Source organism: Asanoa siamensis, from assembly GCF_016862555.1.
Taxonomy (GTDB): Bacteria; Actinomycetota; Actinomycetes; order Mycobacteriales; family Micromonosporaceae; genus Asanoa; species Asanoa siamensis.
This window is the reverse complement of the sequence record NZ_BONE01000011.1, coordinates 1-25,855: the sequence shown is the minus strand read 5'-3', so window position 1 is coordinate 25,855 and position 25,855 is coordinate 1. Positions and strand designations below refer to the sequence as shown.

General features: G+C 71.3%; 22 protein-coding genes and 3 pseudogenes. 13 read left to right on the top strand and 12 right to left on the bottom strand.

Annotated elements, in window-relative coordinates; genetic code table 11:
- The first annotated feature begins 12 nt into the window (after nt 1-12).
- Both Asi02nite_RS09390 and Asi02nite_RS09385 read left to right on the top strand, forming a co-directional pair.
- Nucleotides 13-954, top strand: a complete 942-nt coding sequence (locus Asi02nite_RS09390) for a DUF58 domain-containing protein (protein ID WP_203711958.1) — start codon at nt 13-15, stop codon at nt 952-954.
- Nucleotides 951-1,901, top strand: a complete 951-nt coding sequence (locus tag Asi02nite_RS09385) for a VWA domain-containing protein (protein WP_203711800.1) — start codon at nt 951-953, stop codon at nt 1,899-1,901. Before Asi02nite_RS09390 ends, Asi02nite_RS09385 begins: the two co-directional genes overlap by 4 nt.
- Nucleotides 1,902-2,163: 262 nt before the next feature.
- Here the strand turns inward: Asi02nite_RS09385 and Asi02nite_RS09380 are convergent, their stop codons facing one another.
- The 4 genes from Asi02nite_RS09380 to Asi02nite_RS09365 form a co-directional block, all read right to left on the bottom strand.
- Nucleotides 2,164-3,111: an acyltransferase family protein gene (locus Asi02nite_RS09380; RefSeq protein WP_203711799.1), complete on the bottom strand. Its 948-nt coding sequence runs from the start codon at nt 3,109-3,111 to the stop codon at nt 2,164-2,166.
- 614 nt (nt 3,112-3,725) lie between these two features.
- On the bottom strand, nt 3,726-4,598 hold the full coding sequence (locus Asi02nite_RS09375; RefSeq protein WP_239126594.1) for an alpha/beta hydrolase: 873 nt from the start codon (nt 4,596-4,598) through the stop codon (nt 3,726-3,728).
- Between the two features lie 83 nt (nt 4,599-4,681).
- The gene (locus Asi02nite_RS09370) at nt 4,682-5,347 is read right to left on the bottom strand and encodes a response regulator (RefSeq protein ID WP_203711798.1); all 666 of its coding nucleotides are present in this window, start codon (nt 5,345-5,347) and stop codon (nt 4,682-4,684) included.
- The gene (locus Asi02nite_RS09365) at nt 5,344-6,615 is read right to left on the bottom strand and encodes a sensor histidine kinase (RefSeq protein WP_203711797.1); all 1,272 of its coding nucleotides are present in this window, start codon (nt 6,613-6,615) and stop codon (nt 5,344-5,346) included. The genes Asi02nite_RS09370 and Asi02nite_RS09365 overlap by 4 nt, the downstream gene beginning before the upstream one ends.
- Before the next feature lie 169 nt (nt 6,616-6,784).
- Here Asi02nite_RS09365 and Asi02nite_RS09360 point away from each other — a divergent pair, with 169 nt between their 5' ends.
- Genes Asi02nite_RS09360 through Asi02nite_RS09345 form a run of 4 tightly spaced genes read left to right on the top strand, consistent with a single transcriptional unit; the run spans nt 6,785 to nt 10,144 of the window.
- The gene (locus Asi02nite_RS09360) at nt 6,785-7,489 is read left to right on the top strand and encodes a beta-ketoacyl-ACP reductase (RefSeq protein ID WP_203711956.1); all 705 of its coding nucleotides are present in this window, start codon (nt 6,785-6,787) and stop codon (nt 7,487-7,489) included.
- A 30-nt stretch (nt 7,490-7,519) separates the two neighbouring features.
- On the top strand, nt 7,520-8,302 hold the full coding sequence (gene fabI, locus Asi02nite_RS09355; RefSeq protein WP_203711796.1) for an enoyl-ACP reductase FabI: 783 nt from the start codon (nt 7,520-7,522) through the stop codon (nt 8,300-8,302).
- Nucleotides 8,303-8,324: 22 nt separating this feature from the next.
- Nucleotides 8,325-9,368: a ferrochelatase gene (locus tag Asi02nite_RS09350; protein WP_203711795.1), complete on the top strand. Its 1,044-nt coding sequence runs from the start codon at nt 8,325-8,327 to the stop codon at nt 9,366-9,368.
- Nucleotides 9,365-10,144, top strand: coding sequence for an HAD-IIA family hydrolase (locus Asi02nite_RS09345; protein ID WP_203711794.1), 780 nt, complete (start codon nt 9,365-9,367; stop codon nt 10,142-10,144). Before Asi02nite_RS09350 ends, Asi02nite_RS09345 begins: the two co-directional genes overlap by 4 nt.
- On the opposite strand, the gene Asi02nite_RS09340 is transcribed toward Asi02nite_RS09345, so the two are convergent.
- Both Asi02nite_RS09340 and Asi02nite_RS09335 read right to left on the bottom strand, forming a co-directional pair.
- Nucleotides 10,107-11,291 carry a hypothetical protein gene (locus Asi02nite_RS09340; protein ID WP_203711793.1) on the bottom strand — a complete coding sequence of 395 codons (1,185 nt, stop codon included), beginning with the start codon at nt 11,289-11,291 and terminating at the stop codon, nt 10,107-10,109. The genes Asi02nite_RS09345 and Asi02nite_RS09340 overlap by 38 nt on opposite strands.
- Nucleotides 11,288-12,295 (bottom strand): helix-turn-helix domain-containing protein, encoded by a 1,008-nt coding sequence (locus tag Asi02nite_RS09335; RefSeq protein ID WP_203711792.1) that lies wholly within the window; start codon nt 12,293-12,295, stop codon nt 11,288-11,290. The genes Asi02nite_RS09340 and Asi02nite_RS09335 overlap by 4 nt, the downstream gene beginning before the upstream one ends.
- A 412-nt stretch (nt 12,296-12,707) precedes the next feature.
- On the opposite strand from Asi02nite_RS09335, the gene Asi02nite_RS09330 reads away from it, so the two are divergent.
- Nucleotides 12,708-12,860, top strand: coding sequence for a hypothetical protein (locus Asi02nite_RS09330; protein WP_203711791.1), 153 nt, complete (start codon nt 12,708-12,710; stop codon nt 12,858-12,860).
- Nucleotides 12,861-12,939: 79 nt separating this feature from the next.
- Here the strand turns inward: Asi02nite_RS09330 and Asi02nite_RS09325 are convergent, their stop codons facing one another.
- Nucleotides 12,940-14,448, bottom strand: coding sequence for an aminopeptidase P family protein (locus tag Asi02nite_RS09325; RefSeq protein ID WP_203711790.1), 1,509 nt, complete (start codon nt 14,446-14,448; stop codon nt 12,940-12,942).
- Nucleotides 14,449-14,560: 112 nt separating this feature from the next.
- On the opposite strand from Asi02nite_RS09325, the gene asnB reads away from it, so the two are divergent.
- From asnB to Asi02nite_RS09310, 3 genes and pseudogenes are all read left to right on the top strand, one after another.
- A complete protein-coding gene (gene asnB, locus Asi02nite_RS09320; protein WP_203711789.1) occupies nt 14,561-16,504 on the top strand; it encodes an asparagine synthase (glutamine-hydrolyzing) in 1,944 nt (647 codons plus the stop codon).
- Nucleotides 16,505-16,644: 140 nt separating this feature from the next.
- Nucleotides 16,645-16,901: pseudogene (locus tag Asi02nite_RS09315) on the top strand (type II toxin-antitoxin system Phd/YefM family antitoxin).
- Nucleotides 16,898-17,271 (top strand): annotated as a pseudogene (locus Asi02nite_RS09310) (type II toxin-antitoxin system VapC family toxin). Before Asi02nite_RS09315 ends, Asi02nite_RS09310 begins: the two co-directional pseudogenes overlap by 4 nt.
- A gap of 154 nt (nt 17,272-17,425) precedes the next feature.
- Here Asi02nite_RS09310 and Asi02nite_RS09305 read toward each other — a convergent pair.
- Nucleotides 17,426-17,733, bottom strand: a pseudogene (locus Asi02nite_RS09305) (integrase core domain-containing protein); the annotation flags it as partial.
- Between the two features lie 750 nt (nt 17,734-18,483).
- On the opposite strand from Asi02nite_RS09305, the gene Asi02nite_RS09300 reads away from it, so the two are divergent.
- Entirely contained in the window at nt 18,484-18,711 is a 228-nt protein-coding gene (locus tag Asi02nite_RS09300) for a hypothetical protein (protein WP_203711974.1), read from the top strand.
- Between the two features lie 29 nt (nt 18,712-18,740).
- Nucleotides 18,741-19,619, top strand: coding sequence for a helix-turn-helix domain-containing protein (locus Asi02nite_RS09295; protein WP_203711788.1), 879 nt, complete (start codon nt 18,741-18,743; stop codon nt 19,617-19,619).
- Nucleotides 19,620-19,623: 4 nt separating this feature from the next.
- On the opposite strand, the gene Asi02nite_RS09290 is transcribed toward Asi02nite_RS09295, so the two are convergent.
- The 4 genes from Asi02nite_RS09290 to Asi02nite_RS09275 are packed head-to-tail and all read right to left on the bottom strand — an operon-like array spanning nt 19,624 to nt 24,348.
- On the bottom strand, nt 19,624-21,513 hold the full coding sequence (locus tag Asi02nite_RS09290) for a DUF2207 family protein (RefSeq protein WP_203711787.1): 1,890 nt from the start codon (nt 21,511-21,513) through the stop codon (nt 19,624-19,626).
- A 7-nt stretch (nt 21,514-21,520) separates the two neighbouring features.
- On the bottom strand, nt 21,521-22,093 hold the full coding sequence (locus Asi02nite_RS09285) for a LemA family protein (RefSeq protein WP_203711786.1): 573 nt from the start codon (nt 22,091-22,093) through the stop codon (nt 21,521-21,523).
- 60 nt (nt 22,094-22,153) lie between these two features.
- Nucleotides 22,154-22,624 (bottom strand): hypothetical protein, encoded by a 471-nt coding sequence (locus Asi02nite_RS09280; protein ID WP_203711785.1) that lies wholly within the window; start codon nt 22,622-22,624, stop codon nt 22,154-22,156.
- Between the two features lie 8 nt (nt 22,625-22,632).
- Nucleotides 22,633-24,348 (bottom strand): RyR domain-containing protein, encoded by a 1,716-nt coding sequence (locus tag Asi02nite_RS09275; protein WP_203711784.1) that lies wholly within the window; start codon nt 24,346-24,348, stop codon nt 22,633-22,635.
- A gap of 142 nt (nt 24,349-24,490) precedes the next feature.
- On the opposite strand from Asi02nite_RS09275, the gene Asi02nite_RS09270 reads away from it, so the two are divergent.
- Complete coding sequence (locus Asi02nite_RS09270) at nt 24,491-24,976, top strand: hypothetical protein (protein WP_203711783.1); 486 nt, start codon at nt 24,491-24,493, stop codon at nt 24,974-24,976.
- The last annotated feature ends 879 nt before the right edge of the window (nt 24,977-25,855 follow it).

The window sequence follows — 25,855 nt, the reverse complement described above, 5'->3', positions numbered from 1 at the left end:
AGCGCCGACCGGATGGCGGACACCGCCGGCACCCACGGCGCGGCCGGCGGGGTGGCGACCGCGCGGGCCGAGCAGGTGCTGTCGCGGCTCCAGCTGCTGATCACCCGCAAGCTCGACGGGCTGCTCCAGGGTGACTACATCGGGCTGCTGCCGGGGCCGGGCACCGAGCCCGGGGAGTCGCGCGAATACCGCCCCGGCGACGACGTGCGGCGGATGGACTGGCCGGTCACCGCCCGCACGACCGTGCCGCACACCCGGCAGACCGTGGCCGACCGCGAGCTGGAGACCTGGCTGGCCATCGACCTGTCGGCCAGCCTGTCGTTCGGCACCGCGCGGATGCTCAAGAGCGACCTGGCCGTCGCGGCGGCGGCCGCCGTCACCCATCTTTCGGTGCGGGGCGGCAACCGGATCGGCGCCGTGGTCGGCACCGGCGGCGGCAGCACCGTGCGGCTGCCGGCCCGGCCCGGGCGCAAGGAGGCCCAGGGTTTGTTGCGCGCGGTCGCGCGTACCCCCATCAAACCGGGAAGAACCGACCTGGGTGCCCTCGTCGACATGCTCAACCGCCCACCGCGCCGCCGGGGTCTGGCCGTGGTGATCTCCGATTTTCTGGCTCCGCCGGACGACTGGGGCCGGCCGCTGCGCAAGCTGGCGGTCCGGCACGACGTGCTCGCGATCGAGGTCGTCGACCCGCGTGAGCTGGAACTGCCCGACGTCGGCGTGCTCGTGCTCGCCGACCCGGAGACGGGCGCGCTGCACGAGGTCTACACGGGCGACGCGAAGCTGCGCGCCCGGTACGCGGCCGGCGCCGCCGCACAGCGGTCCGCGATCGCCTACGCGCTGCGCGCCGCCGGGGCCCAGCACCTGCGGCTGCGCACCGACTCCGACTGGCTCCTCGACATCGTCAGGTTCGTCGCCGCACAGCGACACGCACGCACCCGGGGTACGACACGATGATCCGTTTCCTGCAACCGTGGTGGCTGCTGGCCGTCGTGCCGGTGGTGCTCGTGGCCGCCGCCTACGTCTGGCGGCAGTTGCGCCGGCGCGACTACGCGATCCGGTTCACCAACGTCGACCTGCTCAAGACGCTGGCGCCGCGCGGCATGGGCTGGCGCAAGCACGTCTCGGCGGGGGCGCTGCTGCTCAGCCTGCTCGGCCTGGCACTGGCGATGGCCCGGCCGTCGATCGACCGCGAGCTGCCGCTCGAGCGGGCCACCATCATGCTCGCCATCGACGTGTCGCTGTCGATGGAGGCCAGCGACGTCGCGCCGACCCGCCTGGAGGCGGCGCAGGTGGCGGCGAAGCAGTTCGTGCAGGAGCTGCCGCCGACCTACAACCTGGGTCTGGTCTCGTTCGCGAAGTCGGCCAACGTGCTCGTGCCGCCGACCAAGGACCGCTCGGCGGTCACCTCGGCGATCGACGGGCTGACGCTCGCGGAGGCGACCGCGACGGGCGAGGCCGTGTTCACGTCTCTGGAGGCGATCCGCTCGGTCCCGGCCGACGGCGCGGAAGGCATCCCGCCGGCCCGGATCGTGCTGCTCTCCGACGGCTTCCGCACGGCCGGGCGGCCGATGGAGGAGGCGGCGAGCGCCGCGCAGGCCGCCAACGTGCCGGTGTCGACGATCGCGTTCGGCACCGACAACGGCACGGTCGACATCGGCGGCCAGCTCCAGCGGGTGCCGGTCGACCGGTTGTCGCTGGCACAGCTCGCGGAGACGACGAGCGGCTTCTTCTACGAGGCGGCGACGGCGTCGGAGCTGAAGCGGGTCTACGAGGACATGGGCAGCTCGATCGGCCACCGGGTCGAGCCGCGCGAGGTCACCCACTGGTACGCGGGGTTCGCGCTGCTCTTCGGTCTGCTGGCCGCGGGCCTCAGCCTGGTCTGGTCGTCGCGCCTGCCCTGACGGGCCTGGTCAGTTGGTGTTGTTGACCAGCATGGCGATGACGAAGACCCAGAGGGCGGCCAGGGTGAAGCCCAGCGGGGCCACGTAACGACGGTTCATCACGACACTCCGATGCGACGGTGGGACTTCTGGGGTTGCGGAATCGCGGCGGAGGAGAGTCGCAGCCGGACGGCGGCGCACCGGGGCCGGCCCCGGTCGTACGGGGACACGGCGCGGCGGCTGCCGGCAGGCGAATTCTGGCTGTCGTCGGGTCGCGGCTGAGTCAGCGGGACCGGACGGCGGCCCGGCTGCGACTCGGAGGATCGCTGTCTCGCACGGCGATCACCTCCAGACGTCGGCCGGGCACACGAACCGTCGCTGATTCTATCCCCCGCCCGGCGTCGACGTGACATTGGCCGGAAGGTTGGTCAGCGACCGTCCGAATTGGTCGGGCCGGCCGGCCGGGCATCGGACGCCTCGAGGCGACGCGGACGACCAGCAGGAGCGCGGCGGCGAACACGGGAAGCCAGGCCAGCCGGGCGGCGGCCCAGGCGTAGCCGTCGGGCGCCGTCAACAGGCCCGGCAGGTGCCCGGCGAGCCATGCTCCCGCGACCGTGACGGAGATCATGGTCGCCTGGTGCCACAGGTAGATCGGCAGCGCGGCGTCGTTGACCGCGCGCACGGGGCGGCGGGTGCCGAGGCGGCGCAGGCGTGGGAGGAGCAGGAGCACCGCGCCGGCCTGGGCGACGGCTAGTGCTACGGCGGCCAGTGAGGGCGGGTCCAGGTTGGAGCGTCCGGCGCCGGGGACGCCGACGGCGCTGGCCGGGTAGCCGGCGACGAAGACCAGCACGACCACGGCGGCGGCGCCGGCGGTGAGGAGGGCCCAGCCGGTTTTCCGGCCGCGGAGCCTGCCTTGGGCGAGGGCGACGCCGAGCACGAACGGCACGGCCCAGGCGGCGAAGAGGGTGGTGGGCAGCCAGCCGTAGCCGAGGTCGGCCGCGAGCACGACGGTTGCGGCCGCGACAGCCAGCGGTGCGGGACCGAACCGGTCGACCGTGCGGGCGATGGGCTTGACGACGGCGGTCAGGACGAGGAACGGCAACAGGAACCACAGTGGACTTATCACGAGTTTGCCGGCGGTACGCAAGGTTTCCTCGGGTACGCCGGCCAGGGCGCCAGCCGCCAGCGCGAGGGCGAGCAGGCCGAGCAGCGCGCCTACGGGGCCAGCCAAGGCCCGAACGCGCCGCGGCAGTCGCACCCGACGCCACCAACCGCGGGCGCGGCCGGCCGACGCGGGGGCGCTCCAGGTTCGGGAGGCGGGTAAATGGGCCGCTGTCGTGACGTCCAGGACCGCGAACCGATTCCCGACCTCCGACGCCGCAGACCGACGCCCGGCCTCCAAGACCGCCGCCCGACGCCCACCGTCCGATGCTGCCGACCGCCGCCCGCCGTTAAAGGCCGCAGCCCGACGCCCGACCGCAGACACCGCAGACAGACGCCCGCCGTCCGATGCCGGCGATCGATGACCGACTTCCGACGCCGTGGTGCGGCGGCGGGCTGCCGAAGCTGCCGCCGCGTAGCCGCCTGCGAGGAAGAACAGCCCGAGTGTCTGCAGCAGCCAGCTCACCGGCTGGAAGGCGGGCAGCGCCGCCAGTGGGCTCAGGACCCCCAGCGCCCCGTCGTCCTCGATGACGAGCGCCGTGACCAGCCAGTGGCCGACGACCACCCCGGCAATCGCGATGGCCCGGACCGCGTCGATGCCGGTGTCCCGCGGCGGCGGCGCCGTCGGCCTGCCGCCGAGCGAAGCCGGGCCCGCCCCCACCGCGCGCAGGTGCCCCCGCCCCCTCATCGGGTCACCACCGCGGCGACCGCGGCCAACGAGGCCGTGCCCGGTGAGAGGTAGAAATCATGGCCCTCGACGCCCGTCGTCGGCAGGGCCGTCGCGCCGAACGAGCTGTCCGCCGGGCGTGTGCCCAGGCCCAACCCGAGCAGCCGCACCTGCGGGATGCGCCGGACCCAGTCGGTCGGTGCCAGCGCCGCGTAGACCCTCGCCCCGGTGCGCAGGTCGGCCACGTCGTCGGCGCCCATGCCCGGGGCGCCCAGCGCGATCAGCGCGGTCACCTGCGGCGGCAACGACGGTGCGGCCAGGCCCACGACGACCGCGCCGTAGCTGTGCCCGATCAGCGTGATCCGGGCGTCCGGCCGCCGGTCCGCGAGCCACCGCGCGAACAGGGCGAGGTCGCGGGCGCCGGCCCGCGCCCGGACCTCGCGGGCCGCCTCCAGCCCGACCCCCTCCGGGGGGTCGTAGCCCAGCCAGGCCACGACCGCGGTCCGCACGGCCGGGTCGGCGGCCGCCGCCAACGATCGCGCCTGCGTCGCCGGCGCCCGGCGGGGCACGCCGCCCAGACCGGTCGTGAAGTTCGCCAGCGTGTTGTCGACCCCGGGCACGATGACCGCGATCCGGTCCGCGGTCGTGAGGTCCCCGACCACCTCCACCGCCGTGCCGTCGCCGCGGGGGTCGAAGGTGAGGAAGTGCCGGCCCGTCCAACCCGCGTACGCCCCGCCCGTCGCACGCATCGCCGCCGCCGTCGCCTGGTAGGCCAGAACCGGGGTCGGGCCCGCCGCGGGCGCGGCGACCGCCGGAGCCGGCCCCGGCACCAGCAGGCCGACACCGAACGTCGCGGCGACGCCGCCGAGGAGAAGTGTCCGTCGCATCATGTGCCGCACGATGCCGGTGTGGACGGTGCCGAATCGTCGTACCGCAGCGTGGTCTTGCCCGTGCTACCTGAGGCTGACCGGGGCTACTCCCCCGCGGCGACCAGACCCGTCTCGTACGCCAGCACCACGGCCTGCGCGCGGTCGCGCAGCGCGAGTTTGGCCAGGATCCGGCCCACGTGGGTCTTCACGGTCTGCTCGGCGACCACCAGCTCCGCCGCGATCTCCTGGTTGGAGCGGCCGCGGGCGATCAGCCGCAGCACCTCGGTCTCCCGGGGCGTCAGCGCGGCCAACGCGGTCGGGCGTGGCCGGGCCGGGCCCGGGCGGGCGGCGAACTCCTCGATCAGCCGCCGGGTCACCGACGGCGCGAGCAGCGCCTCGCCGCCGGCCACGACGCGCACCGCGTGCACGAGGTCGGCGGCCGGCGCGTCCTTGAGCAGGAAGCCGCTCGCGCCCGCCCGCAGCGCCTCGTAGACGTAGTCGTCGAGGTCGAACGTGGTCAGCACCAGCACCCGCGGCGGGCTGCCCGCCGGGCGGCCGTCGAGCAGCTGCCGGGTGGCGCCCAGGCCGTCGAGCACCGGCATCCGGATGTCCATCAGCACCACGTCGGGGTCGAGCCGGCGGGCCTCCGTGACCGCCTGCGCCCCGTCGGCGGCCGCGCCGACCACGAGCATGTCGTGCTGTGCCGCGAGCAGCGCGCCGAAGCCCTCGCGGACCATCGCCTGGTCGTCCGCGATCAGGACCTTGATCACACCGCCTGCCCCTCCGGGATCGGGTCGACGCTCGTGGCCGGCAGCGTCGCCGCGACCGCGAACCCTCCGAACACCGTAGGGCCCGCCTCGAAGGTGCCGCCGAGCAGCGTGACCCGCTCGCGCATGCCCGCGATCCCGTGCCCCTCGCCGTCGCCGGTCGGGGCGGTGTCGTCGGCCGGCGCGTCGTTTTCCACCCGCACCGCCACCGCGGTGGCGTCGCCGGTCACCGCGACCCGCACCATGGCGCCCGGCGCGTGCCGGGCGGCGTTGGCCAGCGCCTCCTGCACGATCCGGTAGGCCGCGAGCGCGACCGGCCCCGTCGCCTCGGGGACGGTGCCGTGCAGGCTGACCCGGACACCGGCCCGCTGGGTTGCCTCGACGAGCTCGGCGACCTCGGCCAGCCCGGGCTGGGGCGCGGTCAGCGCGGGCCCTTCGCTGCGCAGCACGCCGAGCAGGCGGCGCATGTCGACCATCGCCGCCCGGGCCGAGCCCGCGATCGACGCGAACTCCTGGCGCACGGGGTCGTCGATCTCGGGTAGTCGGAACGGCGCCGTCTCGGCCTGCACGGCGATCATCGACATGTGGTGGGCGACCACGTCGTGCATCTCGCGGGCGATCCGGGTGCGTTCCTCGAGCACCGCGCGACGGGCCTTCTCCAGCTCGGACAGCTCCTCCTGCTCGGCCAGCCGCTCGCTGAGCCGCCGCTGGTTGAGCCGCCAGCGGTGCACCTGGTTGCCGAGGATCAGCATGAGCAGGAACAGGATCGAGACGCCCCACGCGTTGGCGGTGTTGACGAGCAGGAACACCGGGATCAGCGTGAGCCCGCCGGCCCAGGCCGCCACGCCGGTGTCGGCACGCAGGGCCAGCGACAGCAGGATGATCAGGAAGAAGACGATCTGCACCGGGTTCCATGGCCACGACTCCGTGGGCAGGGCGTCCAGCACACCCACGAACAGCATCCCGTACGCGAGCCGCCAGGCCAGCAGGGGCCGGTGGAAGGCGAACAGCACCGGCAGCGTCGTCGCGTAGCCGACGATCGCGGCGACCGCGGCGGTCGTGCCGCGGTTGTCTTCGAGGTATTTCGCCGCCGCGGCGCCGAGCCCGAGCACGCCGAGCAGCAGCAGGGGCACGACCAGCGAGCGCCAGCGCAGCCACCACCGCTCCAGGCGCGGGCCGCGCAGACGCCGGCCGGGCTCCGGCGGGAAATCCCGGCCGATCAGCACCCGGCGCAGCTCCCGCAGGCTGGTGGCGACGACGCTCTCGTTCACCATCCGGAGGCTACGCGCGGGGTACGACACCCCGCGTGCCGCTGGAGAGCCATCCCGGATGTCATACCCGGGTATGAGGATGGCCACCCGGGCGAGGCGAATTAGCCGTACCCCCGGGTAGGCCGTAATGTCCCGCATGAGACGCACCTGGCAGTGGGGAGACGACGAAATGGCGCGCACGGTGCTCGTGACGGGCGGCAACCGGGGCATCGGCAAGGCGATCGCGCTGGCGTTCGCCGCGCAGGGCGACAAGGTGGCGGTCACGCACCGTGGCACCGGGGCGCCCGAAGGAACCCTCGGCGTCAAATGCGACATCACCGACGCCGACGCCGTCGACGCCGCCTTCAGCCAGGTCGAGCAGGAGCTCGGCCCGGTCGAGGTGCTGGTCGCCAACGCCGGCATGAACGCCGACACCCTGCTGCTGCGGATGACCGAGGAGCAGTTCACCAGCGTCGTCGACACCAACCTGAGCGGCGCCTTCCGGCTGGCCAAGCGCGCGTCCAAGACGATGCTGCGCGCCCGCTGGGGTCGCATGATCTTCATTTCGTCGGTCGTCGGCCTGTCCGGCAACCCGGGCCAGGTCAACTACGCGGCCAGCAAGGCCGGGCTGGTCGGCATGGCCCGGTCGATCACCCGTGAGCTGGGCACCCGCAACATCACGGCCAACGTGGTCGCGCCCGGTTACGTCACCACCGACATGACCGAGAACCTGCCGGACGACCTGAAGAAGAAATACGTCGAGTCGATCCCGGCCGGGCGGTTCGCCTCGGCCGACGAGATCGCCGCCGCGGTCACCTTCCTCGCCAGCGACCAGGCCGGCTACATCTCCGGCGCCGTGATCCCGGTCGACGGCGGCCTCGGCATGGGTCACTGAGCGTTCCCACAACCTAGAAAGGCGTGCACCGTGGCAGGACTGCTGGAGGGCAAGCGACTCCTGGTCACCGGCGTGATCACCGACCAGTCGATCGCGTTCTCGGTCGCGAAGCTGGCCCAGGAGAACGGCGCGACCGTCGTGCTGACCGGCTTCGGCCGCATGTCGCTGGTCGAGCGGATCGCCAAGCGGCTGCCCGCCGAGGCGCCGGTGATCGAGCTCGACGTGACCAACCAGGAGCACCTCGAGACGCTGGCCGAGAAGGTCGGCAAGCACATGGACGGCATCGACGGCCTGGTGCACTCGATCGGCTTCGCGCCCGCCAGCGCGCTCGGCGGCAACTTCCTCGAGACCACCTGGGACGACGTGGCGACCGCGCTGCACGTGTCCACGTACTCCTACAAGTCCCTGGCCATGGCGGCCCTGCCGCTGATGCGGCGCGGCTCGTCGGTCGTCGGGCTCACCTTCGACGCGACCAAGGCGTGGCCGGTCTACGACTGGATGGGCGTCGCCAAGGCGGGCCTCGAGTCGGCGTCGCGATATCTGGCGCTGCACCTCGGCAAGCAGGGCATCCGCAGCAACCTGGTCTCGGCCGGCCCGCTGCGCACGATGGCCGCCAAGTCGATCCCGGGCTTCGAGCAGTTCGAGGACGCGTGGACCCGGCGGGCGCCGCTCGGTTGGGACCTGCAGGACCAGGAGCCGGCGGCGCGGGCCGTGCTCGCGCTCGTCTCCGACTGGTTCCCGGCGACCACCGGCGAGATCATCCACGTCGATGGCGGATATCACGCACTGGGAGCCGAGGCCGCGTCGATCTGATCGCACAGGGCACAATCGTCTGATGCCGTACGACGCATTGGTCCTGGTTTCATTCGGTGGCCCCGAAGCCCCGGAAGACGTGATTCCGTTCCTGGAGAACGTCACCCGGGGCCGGGGCGTCCCGCCGGAACGCCTCGCCGAGGTCGCCGAGCACTACAACCACTTCGGCGGCGTGTCGCCGATCAACCAGCAGTGCCGCGACCTGCTGGCGGCGATCCGTGCCGATTTCGCCGCCAACGGGCTGTCCCTCCCGGTTTACTGGGGCAATCGCAACTGGGATCCGATGCTGGCCGACACGGTGGCCACGATGAAGGCCGACGGCGTGCGCCGCGCCCTGGCGTTCGTGACCAGCGCGTACGGCGGCTACTCGTCGTGCCGGCAGTACCTCGAGGACATCACGAAGGCCCGCGCCACCGTCGGCGAAGGCGCCCCCGTGATCGAGAAGCTGCGGCACTTCGCCGACCACCCGGGCTTCGTCGAGCCCCACGCCGACGCGGTCCGGACGGCCCTCGACACGCTCGACCCGGCCCGCCGGTCGACGACCCGGCTGGTGTTCACCGCCCACTCGATCCCGACGTCGATGGCCACGACCGCGGGCCCGCCGCCCGTCGCTCCCCCGGGCCGCTACGTCGCCCAGCTCCGCGAGACGGCCGCCCTGGTCGCCGCGGCGGCGGCGCCCGACCTGCCGTGGGACCTGGTCTGGCAGAGCCGCTCCGGGCCGCCGCAGGTGCCGTGGCTGGAGCCCGACGTCAACGACCACCTGGCCGCGCTCGCCGACACCGGCGTGACCGGTGTGGTGGTCAGCCCGATCGGCTTCGTCTCCGACCACCTCGAGGTGATCTGGGACCTCGACAACGAGGCGGCCGCGACGGCGAAGAGCCGCAACCTCGACTTCGTACGCGCGGCGACCCCCGGCACCGACCCGCGCTTCGTCGCGATGGTGCGCGATCTCGTCCAGGAGCGGATGGACGGCGCCGACTCGAAACAACGCCTGGGTACGCTCCCCGCCTGGGACACGTGCCCCGTCGACTGCTGCACGCCACCGGCCAGGAGACCGTCATCATGAGCGACCGCAAGGCGATCGAGAGCTGGCTGACCGACATGGACGGCGTGCTCATCCACGAGGGCCAGCCGGTGCCCGGTGCGCCGGACTTCGTCCGCACGATGCGCGCGAGCGGCAAGCCGTTCCTGGTGCTGACCAACAACTCGATCTACACGCCACGCGACCTGCAGGCCCGGCTCGCCCGGATGGACCTGCACGTGCCGGAGGAGTCGATCTGGACCGCGGCGCTGGCCACGGCCCAGTTCCTCTCCGACCAGCGCCCCGGCGGCTCCGCGTACGTGATCGGTGAGGCCGGCCTGACCACGGCGATGCACGCGGTGGGCTACGTGCTCTCGGACTACGCGCCCGACTACGTGGTCCTGGGCGAGACGCGGACCTACTCGTTCGAGGCCATCACGAAGGCCGTCCGCCTGATCAACGACGGCGCCCGCTTCATCTGCACCAACCCGGACCCGACGGGCCCGTCGACCGAGGGCGCCCTCCCGGCGGCGGGCTCGGTGGCCGCGATGATCGAGAAGGCGACGGGCGTCACGCCCTACTTCGTGGGCAAGCCGAACCCGATGATGATGCGCTCGGCGCTCAACACGATCAACGCCCATTCGGAGAGCACGGCGATGATCGGCGACCGCATGGACACCGACATCCTCTGCGGTCTGGAGGCGGGCCTGGAGACGATCCTGGTGCTGACGGGCATCAGCACCCGCGCGGAGGCGGAACGCTACCCCTACCGCCCGAGCCGCATCATCGACTCGGTCGCGGACCTGATCGACGAGCTGTAGCCGGGACGCCGCGGGACCGGTAGGCGTCGGCGGCCGTGGGCTTGAAGCCCAGGAACCCGAGCGCCTCCGCGGTCGGAAGCGTGGGCAGCCCGCCGATGAAGCGTTGCCAACGGGTCCGGTCGAGCGTCCAGTCCCGGAGATAGCTGGTGCAGAGCTCCGGCGTGATCCACTTCTGCCGGCCCTGCGCGGCGGTCATGGCCTCGATCATGCGGGTCCGCTCGCCCGCCGAGGAGCACGCGGTCTCCGGCAGGCGGGCGAGCACGTCGGCGACGAGCTCGCGCCGGTTCGCCAGGAAGCCCGCCCAGAACTCCTCGTTGGCGTCCTGGACCCGGCGACCCTGGTCGAGCAGGGCGAAGATGCCTTCGGCCAGGCAGTCGCCGAACTCCTCGGACCGCGCCCGCCGCGGGTCGGCGTAGGGGTCGAAGGGCTTCTGCACGACGCGTCCGGTGACGCCGACGGTGCTGAGCTTCGTCGCGCTCAGCAGGAAGAACCAGTCCTCGTTGTAGATGTTGGGGAAGAACGACCTCGTACGGTGGGCCGGAACGGCCATCGCACCGCCCCCGACGAAGCTGTCCTGCTGGTAGCCGACCGCGCGACGCGCGTGGCACACCACGGAGTTGTCGGCGAACCCGTGGTTCGCGAGGCCCACCGCGTCGAACGTCTCCAGCAGCGCCGACGCGGCCAGCAGGTGATCGGGATCGTCGACCGCGATGTCGTCGTCGAGGAACACCACGTTGCGCCACCCCGACATGCGCGCGACCGCGAGGCCGACGTTGCGCTTGTAGCTGGTGTCGGTCCTGCGCTCGAACCGCGTGCCCGCGAGCCGCTTCGAGGTCGCCATGTCCGGGAGGCCACCCGCCGGCGTCACGTCAACCGCGATCACGTTCTTGCCCGCGGCGACGGCCTCGTCCATGACCTCCTGCGCCTGCGCGTATTTGCTGCAGAGGGCCAACAGCGGGCTGTCGAGCGCGTGCGCCACCTGCATGGCCGAACGGAGATAGGCGGACGGGCGCGCGGTCGGCACGATGATCGCGTCGACCGGCCGCGCCGGCAGCCCGGATACGTCGGGCACCAGCCGCAACAGCTTCGTGTGGGTCCCGTGGTGCACGGGCGGCCCGGGCAGGTGCCCGGTGGCGCGCCGGTTCACGCGGCGGCCGCCGGCCATTCGTGCAGCACGACGTCGTCGGCCGTCCAGTCGGGCGTGAGCACCTTGCCACCCGCGATCCGCACCCGGGTGAGGACGCTGTGTGGCTGGTTCACGTCGAACCGGGACTGGAGAAAGGCCGCGTTCCGGTCACGGAAGTTCGCGTCGGTCAACGCGCGCACGGCGCCATAGGTCCCCCGGCCGAACATGCCGTTGCACACGGTGAAGGTGCGCTCGTGGTTGTACGGGTTCGGCCCGCGCACATAGTGGGCGACGTCCTCCACGAGGACCTTCTTGCCGTGGTCGCTGACGAGCGTGGGCGTCCAGCGCCGGGTCTTGCCGGAGCCGTGCAGTTCGAACCCCGCGTTCGACGGGTCGTCGTCGTAGAACGAGCGCTGCTCGACCGGGAGCCGGACCGCGGCGAGCACGAGCCGGGTGGCCATGTTGAGGTCGACGCCGCCCAGGATCGCCAGGTGCGTCGCGTAGTCGTCGGGCTGCATCTGGTCCGCCAGGCGGATGTTCACCTGCGTGCGCGGGTTGGTGGCCCGGATGTGGCCGTGCAGCTCCAGCAGCGTCCCCGGGTCAGCGTAGGTGTAGAGGTCGATGTAGTCGGGGTCGTCCGGGTCGGCGTACTTCGTGTTGCCCCGCAGGGCCTCCGGCAGCTCGGCACAGACGATGGTGACCGTGGCCCCGTCCGGGAACCGCCACGGGTTCCACTGGCCGGCCTCGAAGAGCTCGTCGTCCGACAGGGTCTCGCCGAGGCTCGCGGCGCGCATCGCCAGCAGTTCCGCCTCGAGCTCGAGCCTGCGGGTCTCTTCGGCCGGGTCGAGCTCGCCGACCTCCAGCAGCCGGTAACGCCCGTCGGCCAACGTCCGCTCGGTCGCGAAGAACTGGGCGTAGATCGAGATGCGGACCACCGGTGGCGCGATCGGCTTGCTCGCGCTCTCCCATGACGACACCGAGGGGGCCTTCACGCCGAGCGCCCGAGCCAGCTCCGTCTGGGGCACGGCGCCGCTCGACAGGCCTGTCTGTCGAAGCTCCAGGAGGCGAGCCGCCAGCCTCCGGGCGGCTTCAGCACGTCCCGGCGTCGCGTGCATATCCCACCAGCTTCATTGCTTCAGGTGTGATCTGAAGGTTACGGTGAGGAATCAGATGAAGGTTCATGAGTTCATCTGAACCATCAGCTAACGGAGCTTAGCATGATCGCTACCCGTAATCCACGAGGTCCGCCACGTGTCCAGACAGGATTACCTGGGCTTCTCTGGTGCGCTCCGCGCGCAGCAAGGCGCCCCCGGAGGTCGAGTCCGAGGGCGTCCCTTGATCAGCAGCCTGCTTGCCTAGCGAGGAACTGCTATGTCCAGATTAGCGTCCCTTGACACCGTCGCAAGTAACGAACAGACCGCTTTCGTCGCGGTCCTGATGGTCGCGATCGCCGTCGTCATGATGGGCACCGCGGTCAAGCCCATGATCTCCATGTTCGGCGAGCTGCTCAAGTCGCTCATGCAGGCCGCGGTCGCGGTGCTGGTGGCCGGAGCGGCCCTCGCGCTGGTCTTCCTGTCGCTCCTGCGCTGACGGGTCCCCTTTCACGACCGACGCGATCCCACGGAGGGCGAGCGCACGGACGCTCGCTCTCCGCCGGTCGGTCAGCGGCTCAGGCGCCCGGGATGCGCGGCCCGGCGGCGCGCTGGGCGTCCAGCCAGGACTCGACCTCCGCCGACGAGCGCGGCAGGCCCGCGGACATCACCCGGGTGCCCGTGGCCGTCACCAGGACGTCGTCCTCGATGCGGACGCCGATGCCGCGCAGCTCGGCCGGGACCAGCTCGTCCTCGGCCTGGAAGTAGAGGCCCGGCTCGACCGTGAGCACGTAGTTCTCCGCCACCACGCCGTCGCGGTAGTTCTCCTTGCGGGCCTGCGAGCAGTCATGGACGTCGATGCCCAGCATGTGGCCGAAGCTGTGCAGCGTCCAGCGGCGGTAGATCGTGGAGGTCGGGTCCATCGCCTCGTCGACGCTGACCGGGAGCACGCCGAGGTCGGCCAGCCCCTCGGCCAGCACGCGCATGCAGGTCAGGTGGATGTCCTCGAACTTCACGCCCGGCTTGATGAAGTCGATGCCCGCCTGCTGCGAGCGGTGGACGATGTCGTACACGTCGCGCTGCAGCGGGCTGAACCTGCCCGAGACCGGGACCGTACGCGTGACGTCCGCGGTGTAGAGGTTGCGGTTCTCGACGCCCATGTCCATCAGCAGGAGCTCGCCCGGCACCGTCATGCCGTCGTTGCGGATCCAGTGCAGGATCGTGGCGTGCCGGCCGGCGCCGACGATCGAGCTGTAGCCCAGGTCGTTGCCCTCGTAGCGGGCCCGCAGGCCGAAGACGCCCTCGATCAGCCGCTCCCGGACCCCGCGATCGGCCGGCAGCACCCGGGCGACGTCCTCGAAGCCGCGAACCGTCGCGTCGATCGCGTCCTGGAGCTGCTCGATCTCCCACGGGTCCTTGACCAGCTTCAGCTCGGCGATCGCCGTGGCCAGCTCCTGGTCCCGCGTACGCCCGTCCCGTGCCTTCTGGTCCTTCTCGTCCCGTTCGGTCCACGGCAGCACCGCCGCGTCCACCTCCGGGTCGAAGCCCCGCAGCACCCGCGTGCGGCGCGGCGCGCAGTCGGCCAGCGTCGGCCACAGGTCGCTCAGGACCGCCGTCTCGACGCCCAGCTCGGAGGTCTTCTCGGTCAGCGTCGCCCGGCGGCCGACCCACAGCTCACCGTCGCGGCTGCGGAAGAAGTCGTCCGTTTCGCGGGAGTTGCGCGGCTTCGTGTACAGCACCGCATCGTGCCCGTCGCCGACCGGGTGCAGCACCAGCACGCTGTCGGGGTCGAGATCACCGGTCAGGTACGCGAAGTCGCTGCCCGCGCGGAACGGGTAGTCGGTGTCGTTGGCCCGGGTCTTCTCCCGCCCGGTGGGAATCACCAGCGTCTCGCCGGGGAACTGCTCGGACAGCGCGGCCCGTCGCTGCGCGTAGCGGGGCGACCCCGTGGAGGGCTGCACGGCCAGCGAGTCCTCGGCCCAGCCGGAGCGCATGAACTCGAGGAACTTCGGCGGGAAGCCCGGATCGTGGGCCTCGACCTTGGCCGTGCTCTCGCTCATCACGGGCTCGGTCGTCTCGTCACCCATCACCGCTGCCGCCTCCCCATTGATCGCGTTCCACGACACGCTACCCCGCCACGCGACCCGATTCCGATGGGAGGCGGCCGGGCGGTCGGCGACACGTGAAAAGATGGCCGGCATGTGCGGAATCCTGGCCTTCTTCAGTGCGCACGGCGCGGCCGGCGCCCACCGCGACGCGATCGCCGCAGCGCTGGAAAGCCTTCACCACCGGGGCCCCGACGAGACCGGCGTCGAGGTGATCGGGCAGGACGCGGTGTTCGCCCACAAGCGGCTCTCGATCATCGACGTGGCCTTCAGCCACGAGCCGCTGCCCTACGCGGGCGGGCGCTACCTGCTGACCTTCAACGGCGAGATCTACAACTACATCGAGCTGCGCGAGGAGCTGGCCCGCGACTACGGTGCCACGTTCGCCACCCAGGGTGACGGCGAGGTGATCGTCGCCGGCTACCACTACTGGGGCGAGAAGGTGCTGACCCGCCTGCGCGGCATGTTCTCGTTCGTGATCTGGGACCGCCAGGAGCGCCGGGCGTTCGGCGCCCGCGACTACTTCGGCATCAAGCCGATGTTCTATCTCCAGACCGTCGACGGTGTCTATCTCGCCTCCGAGAAGAAGGCGCTGCTCCCCTTCGCGCCCGCCGCGCACGCCGGCGACGCGGGCGTCGACACGGCCAACCTGTCGCACTACCTGACGCTGCAATATGTGCCCGAGCCCGGCACCCTGCACCAGGGCATCTCCCGGATCGGCTCGGGCGAGTGCCTCAACTGGGTGCCCGGCTACCCGGTCGAGGTCCGCCGCTGGTACCGCCCCGTCTTCAACCCGGCGCCCGTCCCCGACCAGGAGCGCCTGTTCACCGAGATCCGCGAGACCCTGCGCGAGAGCGTGCGCCTGCACATGCGCTCCGACGTGCCGGTCGGCGCGTTCCTCTCCAGCGGCATCGACAGCACCGCGGTGGTCGCGCTGGCACGGCAGTTCAACCCCAACATCCTGACCTTCACCGTCGGGTACGACGTGCCGGGCTACTCGGAGATCGAGGTCGCCCAGGACTCGGCGCGGCACCTCGAGGTGACCACGATCCCGACCAAGATCGGGCCGCAGGACATGATGGAGGCGCTCCCGCGGATCGTCTGGCACCTCGACGACCCGGTCGCGGACCCGGCCCTCGTACCCCTGTATTTCGTGGCCCAGAAGGCTGCCGAGCACGTGACCGTGGTGCTCTCGGGTGAGGGTGCCGACGAGTTCTTCGGTGGTTACACGATCTACCGCGAGCCCTTGTCGCTGTCGGCGGTCAACGGCCTGCCCGACGGCATGCAGAAGGGCCTGCGGGCGATGTCCAAGGTCATCCCGCAGGGCGTGAAGGGCAAGAGCTTCCTCGAGCGGGGCACGACGCCGCTGGAGGAGCGCTACTACGGCAACGCGCGGATGTTCACCGAGGAGGAGAAGCAGTCACTGCTGCGCCGGTACGACCCGTCGGTGCGCTACACGGACGTGACGGCGCCGATCTACGCGGAGGTCCCGGACCTCGACGACGTCACGAAGATGCAGTACATCGACCTGTACACCTGGCTGCGCGGCGACATCCTGGTCAAGGCCGACCGCATCTCGATGGCGCACTCGCTGGAGGTCCGCGTCCCGTTCCTGGACCGCGAGGTCTTCGACGTGGCGTCCCGGATCCCGGTCGAGCTGCGCCTCCCGCCGCGCTCGGACGCGACGAAGTGGGCGATGCGCCAGGCACTCCAGGGCGTGGTGCCGCCGGCGATCGTCAACCGCAAGAAGCTGGGCTTCCCGACCCCGACCCGCGTCTGGCTGGCGGGCGAGATGTACGAGTGGGCGCGCTGGATCATCGCCAACTCGTCGGCCGGGGACCTGATCGACCTGAACTACGCGCTGCGCCTGCTCGACGAGCACAAGAAGGGCGAGGTCGACAACTCCCGCAAGGTCTGGACAGTCCTGATCTTCTGCATCTGGCACGCGATCTTCGTGGCCCGGACGCTGGACCCGGGCATCACCCGCAACCAGTCGGCCCTGCTGACCAAGCCGGTCGTCGGCTCGATGGTCGCCTGAATCGTCCGTCAAACCGTTCGCTGCCAGAGGCCCGCCAGGCATTGCCTGGTGGGCCTCAGGTGCCTTCGGCGTCCTCTCACCCGGCGCCGCCTCGCGTCGACCGCCCGGGTGAGCTAACGGCTTAGCCAAGGAGGGCCGCCATGTCTGCCGACGCCGCAGAGCACTTCAACATGCACGACGCGAAGACGCATCCGTCTCGGATCATCGAGCGGGTGCAGCGCGGCGAGGAGATCATCATCGATCGTGCCGGCACTCCTGTCGCGAAGATCATCCGTTGCGCCGCACGGTCGATCGCGCGGCCGTGGGCTCGCTTGCCGGGCAGATCGACTTCGCCGACGACTGGGACTCGCCGGAGACCAACGCTGACATCGCCGCGGACTTCGGGCTTTCGGCGTGAGCGTTCTCCTCGACACACATGTCGTCCTGTGGGCCTGGCAGCCGACCCCGAGTTGAGCGACGAGATGCTCGACCGGCTCCGGCATGATCCCGAGATCTACCTCAGCCCGGTCACTATCTGGGAAATCGCCATCAAGCAGAATCTCGGCAAGCTCAAGGGTCCTGTCGATCCCGCCGAACGCGTATGCGACATGGGATTTCGGGATCTTCCGATCACCAGCGCGCACGCGACGCTCGCCGGCAGGCTGCCCGCGTACCACCGAGACCCCTTCGATCGCATGTTGGTCGCGCAGGCCATCGTCGAGGGCCTGACCGTGGTGACGCGCGACCCGGAGATCATGCGCTACGACGTGGCGACGCTCGCCGTCTGACGCCGGCCGCGGCGCTCGCGGTGGGCGGAGGTCCCGGTAGCGGTGGCGGCCCGGCGGCACTCACGGCTGGGCGGCGTTGGCGGCGGCGGCGGTCCTGGTGACGGTCGCGGTAGCGGTGAGGCGGCACTCGCGATGGGTAGCGCTCGCGACAGCACTAGCTGTAAGCACCAGGAGCGCTGTTGACGCGGGTGATGGGTGGTTGGCCGGTGTGTCCGCGGTGGTGGTGGTAGGTGTGTGAGGTAGGGCGTCGGCGCGGTCTCGGTTGGTGGTGAAGGGTCGGGCGTAGATCCATTCGTCGCACATGGCGCGGTTGAAGCGTTCGGCTTTTCCGTTGGTTTGGGGTCGGTAGCGGCGGGTGAACCGGGCTTGGGCGCCGAGGTCGGTCAGGGCTTGGTGCCAGGCGCGGCCGCGGCGGTAGGCCAGGGCGTTGTCGGTCATGACCCGTTGGATGTGGGTGATGCCCAGAGCGGCGGCGACCGCGGTGGGCGGGGCCCGCGGTGGGTTGCGGCAGCGGCAGCGGTGTCGCTCACGGCAGCGGTGAGCGGTAACGCGGCGCTGGCGTTCGCGGCGGCGGTTTCGGTTAGCGGCGGTAGCGCTCGCGTCGGCGGTTTCGGGCGCCGCCGGTGGCCGCGGTGGCGGTAGGGCGGCGCTCGCGGTGGGTTGCGTTCGCGGCAGCGGGAACGCTGGCGGGCGGGGCGGTGGCGCCGCGGTCGGGGGTGTCTTCGGCGCGGCCTGCCGGCGGGCGGTGACGGGTCGTCAGGGGTTAGCTTCGTGAGTTCGCGTCGACTGCTGAGCCCCCGCCGCTGATGCCCGCGGGCCTTCCCACAGCCAACCGCCGGTGGGGACCCACGCTGCTGTCACGGTCCGGTTGTCTGTCCCGCCGATCGCCGCGGTAGGTGACGGGGTCCAGCCGTCGCCTGCCGCAACCGCACCGGGCGACGGCGCCCGGTTGATCGGCGGGTCAGACCTGTGGGAGCGACATCGCTCAAGGTCTAGCGTCCTCCTCGATGCGGGAAGAATCCATGATCATTCACCACCAGCGAATTGACCCACACCCGAGAGAATGAACGGCCACCGTCCCACCCGTACTGTCCGCAATGGTGGCGATGATTGCAAGCGACCGCAACCCTCTGAAGAGGACCAACCCCCGTACGGCGTACAAGGCTAATGATCGTTGACGCTATGCCACACGGCTGCATAAGGTCACCAGCCATGAGCGCGAAGATCGAGTCCCCCGCAACGGGCGGCGTCCCGGGGTTAGAAGTCGTGGCCAACCTCTGCTCCGCCGGCGGTTGCCCCACCATCTATCGCACCGCGGACGGTGACCTCCTGGTGCAGGGCTACACCACCGCCGACAACAGTGGAGTGGAGCTTCCGGCCGGCGAAGGGCTCGTGCGGATTCCCGCCGCTCTTCTCGCGGAGGCGTTCCATTCGCTGTAATGAGATCCTGATCGGCGAGGAGGTGCCCCGTGAGCGACCCACCCGGCATCTCCATCGATCCTGACGAGCCCATCGGAGCCGTGCTGGCTCGGCTGCGCCGAGCCAGCGGGCTCAGCGGTGGCCTCGTCGGCCGGCGGGCCGGGATGAGCCAGGCCAAGGTGTCGCGGATCGAAACCGGCACCCTGCAGCCGGGGCTCGACGACGTCGCCCGTCTGGCGCGGGCGCTGGGCGCTAGCGAAGCACTGGTCGACCAGCTCGTGAGCCGCGCCGAGATCGCCGCCCGGCGGCCGAGTGACTGGACGCCCAACCCGTTCGGGCTCGCCAGCGGCCAACGCGCGATCGCCGAGCGCGAAGCCGGCGTGCAGGTGATCCGGGCATTCGAGTCGACGATCATCCATGGGCTATTGCAGACCGGCGAGTACGCCCGCGCCCTGCTCTCGGTGTTCCAGATGCAGGAGGTCGTGCTTCCCGATGACGTCGGCAACGCCGGCGGCTCGGTGACCGAGGCCCTCGCCGCGCGGATCGCCCGGCAGGAGATTCTCGCCGACGACGAGCGGTCGGTTCAGTTCGTGCTGATGGAGGCGACGCTCGACAACACCTTCTGCCCGCCCGAGCACATGCTCGGCCAGCTCCGCCGCCTGCTCGAGGTACGCGCGCAGTTCCCGCACGTGTCGATCCGGATCGTGCCGGCCGGCGCCGAGCCCGTCATCCCGGCGCTGCACGGCTTCGAGATCTTCGACGACAGGTCGGTCGCCGTCGACACCTTCAACACCTCGCTCACCTCGACGAGTGCGACGGACATCCGCCTCTACCGGCACGTCTTCGACGCGTTCGAGGCACGTGCCACGTCCGACCTCGAGCCGATCCTGGCGAAATACCAACGGCACTACACCGCCGCACTCGCGTAAACCCTCAGAGCCGCGTCGCGACCTGGCCGAGCAACCACGGGAGGTGCGGTGCCGCGACGCGGCCGCCGCGGTGGAGGACCAGGATGACCACCGCGTCGCCCTTGCGAATCGCGCCGCCTGTTTCCGACATGAAGGCCTCGTCGCCGATGCCGGGGACCGGGGTGCCGCGCTTCGCCGCCGCCCACCACATCTTCGCCATCGTGCCGCGCTGCATCTGGATCATGGCGACCGGCTTGCCGTCCATCGTCTCGTACAGCCCGTTGAGCGGGCCGATCTCCCGGACCTTGATCGGGGCGCCGATCGCCCGGGCCAGGTCCTCCGCGGACAGCACCGCGGTCGCCGCCTGGTCCCGGATCGCGACCGGCGCCGCCCCGCGCTTGCGTTCCCCCAGTGCTTCCAGCACCAGGTTGTCGGTGTTGTCCGTGGTGTCGAAACCGCGGTGCAGCGAACGCCCGCCGCCTTCGCGCACCACCGTCAGCGCGACCACGCGCCGGCTCCAGCGCCGCACCGAGAAGCGCACCACGTCGCCGGGGGACGAGCGGCCCGACCACTCCGACGGCAGGCCCCACGCCACCGTGCGGTCCGCGGTGCCGTCGTCGACCGCGTAATGGTGCAGCCACGGGATCGACGGGCTGTCCTCGCCCTGCGACGCCGAGCGCCAGACCTCGATCCAGAGCACCTCGCCGGTGATCTCCACCGGGGTGTGGTGGTCGACGGTCGCGCGGACGATCCGGTAGAGGCCCCACACGATGAACAGCGTCGCCAGCGCCGCCGCGATGAGCCGGGTGGGCGAGGTGAAGGTCGAGATGTCGTCGCCGCTGTACGAGCTGTCCAGCGGGCCGAGCTCCGTCGGCACCACGTTCGGCAGGGTACGGGCGACGCCCGCGAGCACCGCGCCGATCACCAGGCGGATCACCCCGCCCTTGACCAGCGTCTTCGTGGTCTGGCCGTAGCGGTCGAGCACGCGCGGGTAGCGCACCTTGACCCTGCGCCAGTGGCCGCCGTACGAGGACCAGACGAGATATCTCGACCCCATCCCGAGGTCGAGCGCGGCGGTCGCGGCGTGTGCCACGTGCACCGCGGCCCCGTACCCGAGGTAGCGGTCCCAGACCATCACCGCGGCCGGCGGCAGGTCCGCGAACGCGTCATGACCGTCCAACCAGTCGCGTACGCCCAGCCAACGCGCGGCGACCGCACGGCCCGCCGGAGTCGACCGGTCACCGCGGTAACGCCCGGAGAGAAGGCCGAACGTCGACATCAGGACGATGGTCAGCATGACCATGGCGGCATAGCCGCCGCCCTTGTCCTCCGGCGCGGCGTGCCGCTCGATCTGCTGCCCGACGGCGAAGGCGATCGCCAGCGACGGGACGAGCGCGGTGGTCGTCAGCAGCGCCACCTGCGCCGGGCTGATCCGGCGGCGGGACAGGCCGAGCCGGCGGGCGTGGGCGACCACCTCGGCGTCGAACCGCCGCCGCCAGCCCCGGGCCTGGCCCGCGTCGCGGAACGTCAGCGCGGTCAGCGGCACCACGCCGCCGACCGCCGCCGCCCGGATCCGCCCGAGCATCCGTTGCTCGAACGGCAGCAGCGCGGCGTCGGACGGCGGCGTGCCCGGCAGGTGGATCGTGCTGTGCACCGGGTCGTCCCCCGGCTGCCGGATCTCGTAGAAGCGGCGCCCGGCCAGGTCCAGCAGGGTCGCCTCGGCGGCGTCCTCGTCGGGGCGGGTCCAGCGGTTGGCGAGCAGGTTCACCACGGCGGGCGGCTCGGGGCCGAGGTCCATGGTGGCCGGTGCCGGCGTCGGGAGCGACGACCGGGTGATCAGGAGGATCAGGCCGTAGAGCCCGGCCCAGGCCGCCGTCGCCGCAACGGCGACGGCGATCGCGATGGTCAGGGACATGGCTCGGTCAGAACCGGACCTGGACCGGGGCCTGCTCGCCGCCCGACGCCTGGAAGTAGCCCGGCGGCTTGATCCCGGTGGCGCCGGCCACGAACAGGCTCGGGAACGAGTGGGCGGTGTTGTCCAGCGCCTGCACGGCCGTGTTGTAGAACTGCCGGGCGTACGCGATCTTGTCCTCGGTGTTGGCGAGTTCGCTCTGCAGCGCGAGGAAGTTCTGGTTCGCCTTGAGGTCCGGGTACGCCTCGGCGAGCGCGAAGAGCCGGCCCAGCGTCTGGGTCAGCATGTTCTCGGCGTCGGCGCGCCGGTCGACCGAGCCGCCGGCGGCCATGGCGCCGGCCCGGGCCGCGACGACCGCGTCGAGCGTGCCGCGCTCGTGGCCCGCGTACCCCTTGACGGTCTCCACCAGGTTCGGCACCAGGTCGTGGCGGCGCTTGAGCTGGACGTCGATCTGCGCCCAGGAAGCCCGGACCTGGTTGCGCTGGCGGACCAGGACGTTGAACGTGCGGATGGCCCAGATCAGGACCAGCACGGCAACTACCGCGATCACGATGACCGCGATGACCAGTGGACTGAGGTTCATGGCGCATGGTGAACCGACTTCGATGAACAACGGGCAAACCTGTCGGCGACCGGACAGAACTCAGGCGCGCCGTGCACCTGCCGGCCAGATCACCGTCACCGGGAGCCCCCGGTCGCGGGCGGTGCGGACCACGTGGGCGGTGCTGCTGACCACGTCGGACGCGACGCCGTCCCAGACCGCGATGAGGTGGTCGACCCGGTTGAGCAACTCGTCGCTGGCGGCGAAGTAGGCGGCCGCGTCCGATCGCGCGTACGGCAGGTAGTCGACCCGGATCGCCTTGCCCAGCAGGTCGTCGAAGCTCTCGCGGTCGTCGACCACGGTGCGGTAGTCGGCCGCCGGCAGCACCACCTCGAACGTGCCGCCGAGGGCGGCCACCGCGCGCGCGAAGAGCTGGTCGGCGCCGTCGGCGAGGCAGGTCACCCCGTGCAGCGGGCCGTCGTGGGTCGCCAGGGTCGCGCTCAGCGCCGCGTACACGAGCTCAGCCGTCCCATCGGCGAGCCGCACGTGCCCGGTGACACCGATCCGCGGCATACGGCCTCCTACGCCCGGAGCCGGACGATCCTGAAGCCGGCATCCGCGAGAATAGCCGGGAGCTGGCGGATTTCGTCGAGGTTGCGGTTACGCATCTCGTCGCGCAGCGCCGGCCAGGCCGCCATCGCCGGGTGCAGCCGGTGCTCGTCGTCGCGCTCGGCCGCGTACCGCCAGCCCTGCGCGGCCCGGTCGCGCCGCCAGCGCTCGTGCTCCATGACCGCCAGCCGCTCGGTCTCGTCGTCGGTCAGCGTGTGCGCCCGCCCGGGACCGACGCGCGGCGAGAGCGTGCAGCCGATCGCCCGCAGCTTGCGACCGATGTCCTCGGCCTGGGCGCGGTTGGTCAGCCTGAGCCGGTCGGGCAGGTCCTCCCAGGGAACGAGCGCGGGCGTGTCGCCGCCGCGGCCCGACACGTCCAGGACGTAGCGCTCGTGGATCACCCGGGCCAGCCGCTCGACCAGGTCGTCGCCGATCAGCGCCGGGTCGCAGGCGGCGTGCACGACGCCGAACAGCCGCAGCGTGCCGGACAGCTCATCGAGCACCCGGTCGCCACCGTCGAACGCCTCGCGGAGGCTGGCCAGGCGGTCCAGCCGGACGACCACCGAGCCGGGCTCGCCGGGCCAGACCTGCTCGGCGGTCAGGGCCGCCTTGAGCGCCTGCTGCTCGTCGTCGTAGCAGATGAACACACGGTCGGGCACCGGGCCGTCGTCGGACGGGCTGGCGAGCAGCCGTTCGAGGCCGGCGTCGTGCGGCGTGATCTTGCAGATCCTGGTCAGGAACGGGTAGCGGTCGGTGAGGCGGTTGACCGCCGCGGTCGCGTCGGCGTCGATGATCTCGATCGGCAGCGGCGCGGCGGCCGGGTCGCGGATGCGCCACTGCCGGGCGAGTTCCACCAAGACGGCGCGCCCGAACGCCGTCGCGCCCAGGATCGCGATCGTCGGCGGCCGGGCGCCGGGCACGGTGACGGGCTCGCGGGCCACCAGGTGCCGGGCGGCGAGATCGTCGATGTTGAAGAAGTCGAGGCGGGTGCCGTGCCGGGGCGGGGCGCTGAGCAGCCGGGCCTGCAGGGCGGCGCAGACCTCGGGGTCGGCGACCTGCGCGTACACCGCCAGGGTCGTGCCGTTGCGGCGAAGCCGGGCGGCGGCCAGCGCGATCGCGGTGTTGGCGGCGCTGTCGTCGGTGCAGGCGTAGACGGCCCGGGCGCGGCCGACGCTGGCGGCGCGCAGGATGTCGGGGTCGCGGGCCGCGCCGGTGACCCGCGCGGGCTCCGTGGCCCGGCTCGGCACCATGATCACCTGGTGGCCGGCCTGCCGCAGCCGCCGGGACAGGGTGGTCGCGACGAGGTTGTCGCCGACGACGATCACATGGCCGCGGGCGGTGCGGGCCTTGAGCTTGCGGATCTCGCTGGCGAAGAGCAGGCGACTGGCTTCGATCAACGCGTACGCGGTGACGGTGGGCGCGGCGAACCGGGCGAAGTCGAGGATCGGCGGGAACGGGCCGCCGGCGTCGAGCGGGGGAGAGCCGAGCACGAAGAGTTGGAGGGCGTAGTAGAGGACGTCCAGTGGGTGGTCGCTGTAGCCGAGATCGGGATTCTGGCTGAGATATTGCTCGAGCCCGATCAGCCCGCAGCCGAACGAGATCACCGCGAGGATGGCGAAGGTCAGCCAGAAGACGGGCGCGACCGGAGGCCGGCGCACGTCCGCGGACCCACCGCTGCGACCCCCCATCGACACATGCTAGCCGCCGGCATCGGCAGTCTTCACCGTCCACTTCGGTGAGCCGATCGGCTGTGACCGTCCGGTGGATTGTGATCACTGTCGGCTCACCGGAGACTCGCTGCGCGCGCTGAGGCACCGATGAGGGGAATCGATGAACCTCGACGAAGGCATGGAACTCGCCCAGGCGATGGTCGAGGCCCAGTACCCGGGTCGCTGGCAGGAGGTCGCGATGGGCGACCACCGCGCCCTGGCGATCGTCGGCAGCGCCACGGTCTCGTTGCTGGCGCCGAAGCTGGGCGCGCAGCAGGACCCGTTCCTGTCGCTGACCTGCGGCCTGGCGACGGAGTTCTGGCTCGACGAGAAATGCTACGAACGGGTGAACGCCCTCAACCAGGAAGCGGTCTTCGGCAGCTACCAGGTGATCCCCGGCGACCGCGACCGCGCCTCGGTGCTGGCCAAGCTGCTGATCCCCCTGGAACCGATCGACTGGATCAACCACGCGGCGACGCAGTGGGCAGCCAGAATGATCAACACGGTGGTCCTGAGCGCCGAACGCGCCTCCCCGGCCCTGGTCTCCCAGTTGGGCGCCCGCCACTTCCACCCGGGCGCGGCCACGACGCTCTGGATGATGAGCTGAGCCCACGACGACGGCCGGATCACCTGGGAGACCGAGCTGCGCACGGCGTTCAGCGCGGGCAAGCCCTATCTCGCGTTCTGCCCCTGAGGTTTCGTTACGTCGGGTGTTCGTCGCCGGGGACGATCACACGGCAGAGCTTTGAGCGAGTTGAATTCCTCAGCCGAGCGGGACGAGGCTCGGTTTACTCATGGCCTCTATCGGAATGATCGGGGTGTCGCGGAGTGGATAAGGATACGGCAGCCGCTTGAGATACGCGGGGAGGCGCTAGAGGCGCTAGAGGGCGCTTGACGATGACGTCGCCCGAGGCGACGAGCTTCGCGCTACGGCGTGTGTGCGCAGTGCTGCGTGCGCAGTCGGTTCGCTCCAGGTCGCTGTTTCCGGACGAATTGCCGGTCGCGTAGGTAGCCGCATCGGTGCTGGTCCCTGACGATCTGCTGGAGCGCCCCCAGGAACACGTGCAAATGCCCGCGGCAAAGATGTCGGAAGGTTCGCTCACCATCGCCAACACGGTGGCGGGGTGCCCTACCCCGCTCGTGGCTCGTGGCTGGAACAGATCGCAGGGCCTTTCGCGCATTACTGATCTCGTGGGAATGCTCCGCAGGCTGGTGTTAGCCCTCGAGGAAGGCAATCCCTCATAGGGAGGCCAGTAATTGGGCCACTGATGTCCCGAGGCGCCGCTAGCCAACGGACTCAGCCGACCCACCGCTCTCACCGCGTGGGTGGCAGCAGGGGCTGTTTCGTTCGAATTGAGTCGTCGCGCATCGGCTCGACCGCCAAGATCGCGTCGAGTTGAGGAGAGTTCGTGTAGCAGACCCTTGAGCAGTTCTGGTTCGCGCCGCTGCTCGGCGTAGCCATTCCCGTTGCCGGCAAGGTGATCGT

Excerpts from the sequence above, each read along its gene's own strand:
- Asi02nite_RS09390 (WP_203711958.1), top strand. The coding sequence starts at position 13 with ATGGCGGACACCGCCGGCACCCACGGCGCGGCCGGCGGGGTGGCGACC.
- Asi02nite_RS09385 (WP_203711800.1), top strand. The coding sequence starts at position 951 with ATGATCCGTTTCCTGCAACCGTGGTGGCTGCTGGCCGTCGTGCCGGTG.
- Asi02nite_RS09375 (WP_239126594.1), bottom strand. The coding sequence starts at position 4,598 with ATGATGCGACGGACACTTCTCCTCGGCGGCGTCGCCGCGACGTTCGGT.
- Asi02nite_RS09360 (WP_203711956.1), top strand. The coding sequence starts at position 6,785 with ATGGCGCGCACGGTGCTCGTGACGGGCGGCAACCGGGGCATCGGCAAG.
- Asi02nite_RS09350 (WP_203711795.1), top strand. The coding sequence starts at position 8,325 with ATGCCGTACGACGCATTGGTCCTGGTTTCATTCGGTGGCCCCGAAGCC.
- Asi02nite_RS09345 (WP_203711794.1), top strand. The coding sequence starts at position 9,365 with ATGAGCGACCGCAAGGCGATCGAGAGCTGGCTGACCGACATGGACGGC.
- Asi02nite_RS09330 (WP_203711791.1), top strand. The coding sequence starts at position 12,708 with ATGGTCGCGATCGCCGTCGTCATGATGGGCACCGCGGTCAAGCCCATG.
- Asi02nite_RS09325 (WP_203711790.1), bottom strand. The coding sequence starts at position 14,448 with ATGGGTGACGAGACGACCGAGCCCGTGATGAGCGAGAGCACGGCCAAG.
- asnB (WP_203711789.1), top strand. The coding sequence starts at position 14,561 with ATGTGCGGAATCCTGGCCTTCTTCAGTGCGCACGGCGCGGCCGGCGCC.
- Asi02nite_RS09300 (WP_203711974.1), top strand. The coding sequence starts at position 18,484 with ATGAGCGCGAAGATCGAGTCCCCCGCAACGGGCGGCGTCCCGGGGTTA.
- Asi02nite_RS09290 (WP_203711787.1), bottom strand. The coding sequence starts at position 21,513 with ATGTCCCTGACCATCGCGATCGCCGTCGCCGTTGCGGCGACGGCGGCC.
- Asi02nite_RS09285 (WP_203711786.1), bottom strand. The coding sequence starts at position 22,093 with ATGAACCTCAGTCCACTGGTCATCGCGGTCATCGTGATCGCGGTAGTT.
- Asi02nite_RS09280 (WP_203711785.1), bottom strand. The coding sequence starts at position 22,624 with ATGCCGCGGATCGGTGTCACCGGGCACGTGCGGCTCGCCGATGGGACG.
- Asi02nite_RS09275 (WP_203711784.1), bottom strand. The coding sequence starts at position 24,348 with ATGGGGGGTCGCAGCGGTGGGTCCGCGGACGTGCGCCGGCCTCCGGTC.
- Asi02nite_RS09270 (WP_203711783.1), top strand. The coding sequence starts at position 24,491 with ATGAACCTCGACGAAGGCATGGAACTCGCCCAGGCGATGGTCGAGGCC.